This is a genomic window from Pelagibius sp. 7325, assembly GCF_037652055.1.
Classification (GTDB): Bacteria; Pseudomonadota; Alphaproteobacteria; order Kiloniellales; family Kiloniellaceae; genus Pelagibius.
The window spans coordinates 1-1,822 of the sequence record NZ_JBBKAH010000021.1; the positions used below are offsets into that span (position 1 = coordinate 1).

At 62.7% G+C, this 1,822-nt stretch carries 1 protein-coding gene; it reads right to left on the reverse strand.

The features are described 5' to 3' along the window. Positions 1-1,285 (reverse strand): CHASE3 domain-containing protein (locus tag WDC82_RS25085; protein ID WP_340120190.1); only part of this gene is annotated, 1,285 nt, incomplete at its 3' end. Between the last annotated feature and the right edge of the window lie 537 nt (positions 1,286-1,822).

Sequence of the window (1,822 nt, forward strand, 5' to 3'; positions counted from 1 at the left end):
TCTGCTCGGCGATGTCCTGGATCAGGCTGATCACGTCGCCGATCTTCTGCGCCGCCTCGGCCAGACCCTCGACCTGTGTGTTGGTGCGCTCGGCCTGGGCCACGGCGCGGCCGGCCACGTCGCTCGACTGGTTCACCTGGCGGCTGATCTCGGAGATCGAGGCCGACAGCTCCTCGGCCGCCGAAGCCACCGTCTGCACGTTGCGGCTGGCCTGCTCGGAGGCCGCGGCCACCGACGCCGACTGGCGGTTGGTCTCCTCCGCGGTCGCCGACATGGACTCCGCGGTCGACCGCAGCTCCGTCGTCGCCGAGGAGACGTTGTCGATCATGCCGCCGACGCTCGCCTGGAAATCATCGGCGAGCTTTCTCATGGAGGCCTTCTTTTCCTCCTCGGCGCGCTTCTTCTGCGCCTCCTGCTCTTCCTCCAGGCGCTTCACGGCAATAGCGTTCTCCTTGAACACCTGTACCGCTTCAGCCATGGCGCCGACTTCATCCTTGCGGCCCCGGGCCGGAATCTGCGTGGCAAGGTCACCCTGGGCCAGCGCGTTCATGGCCAGGGTCATATCCGCCACCGGCTTGCCGACGCTGCGGGAGAGCGCGAACCCGAGCAGAAGTGAAAGCACGACCGAGCCGCCTGCGCCCGTAACCGCCGCCGTCAGGGTCATCGAGGCGGCGCTGCTCTGGGCCTGGCTCCGCGACTCCAGCAGAGCGCGCTCGACATCGCCGATCTCCTGCAGCTTGGCGCGGAATCCGTCCATCGATTGCTTGCCGGCGCCGCTGCTCTCCATCGCCCGCGCCTGTTCGCGGGTTGCAGGATCGGACATCAGTTGAATCTCGACTTCGGCGACTTCCTTCCGCCAGGTCATGGCAAGTTCATGGAGCGCCGCCAGCCGTCCCTGTTGGGCTGCATTGTCGGACGTCTGATTCTTCACTGTTGCGAAGGCGCTATCGAACTGCTCAACGCCGGAAGTGTAGGGGGCCAGGAATTCGCGGTCGCCGGAGATGAGGTAACCGCGCACGCCCGTTTCCTGGTTGATCATGCCCATCAATGCGTTATCGAGCGTCTGCAGAACTTCGTAGGTGTGCGTCCGCCACTTTGCGCTCTGATCGAGGAAGAGGACACGCTCGATGATCAAGCCGCTAATGCCGCCAACCAGGAGGATAAGAACGCCGAACCCGTACGTCAGCTTCCGGGAGGTCTTCAGGTTGTTGAAAAACCCGAAGATGCCGTGGCTCGGCGCAGCCGAGTTATCCAATGAATTGAAGGATTTTTGGGACGCAGTCATGTCGGATCACCTTACAAGTCGATCACACCCAGGAGGGCGGAACCGGAGTTTGGAACGTCGGTAAGTGGGCATTCGGTTCTTGCGGCGAACGTTGCGTGCCGAAAGGTCGCGCCTCGGGTCTCCCGCAAAGCCACAGGTCTGCCGGAGGAGGGCGGAATGTATGGTCTACTGATTATGGACTAGTTAAAATGGCTAAGTATTTTTGGTTCTTTTCGATCTGAATCCGATTTCCGAGCGGCCATTTCGCTCCGAGCGGGCCGGCGGATTTCCAGAGATACGGGATGCTGTTCCCGTTCCTGACCTCTTTGCCTCGCCGCACAACCGGCCCTGGAAGGCAGGAAAAGTCCTCTTCATAGTCCGCCGACCTTGGGCCGCAGCGGCAGTGCGGGGATATTCACGAGAATCCCCGGCCGAAAAGGCGATGGCGGCGGAAAGCCCGCCGCCATCGATCGCGAAACAGTGTTTGGTCAGGCCGCGCGGACGGCGCTGAGGAACTTCTCGACGGCGACCTTCAGGTCGTCGGACTGCTTGGCGAGC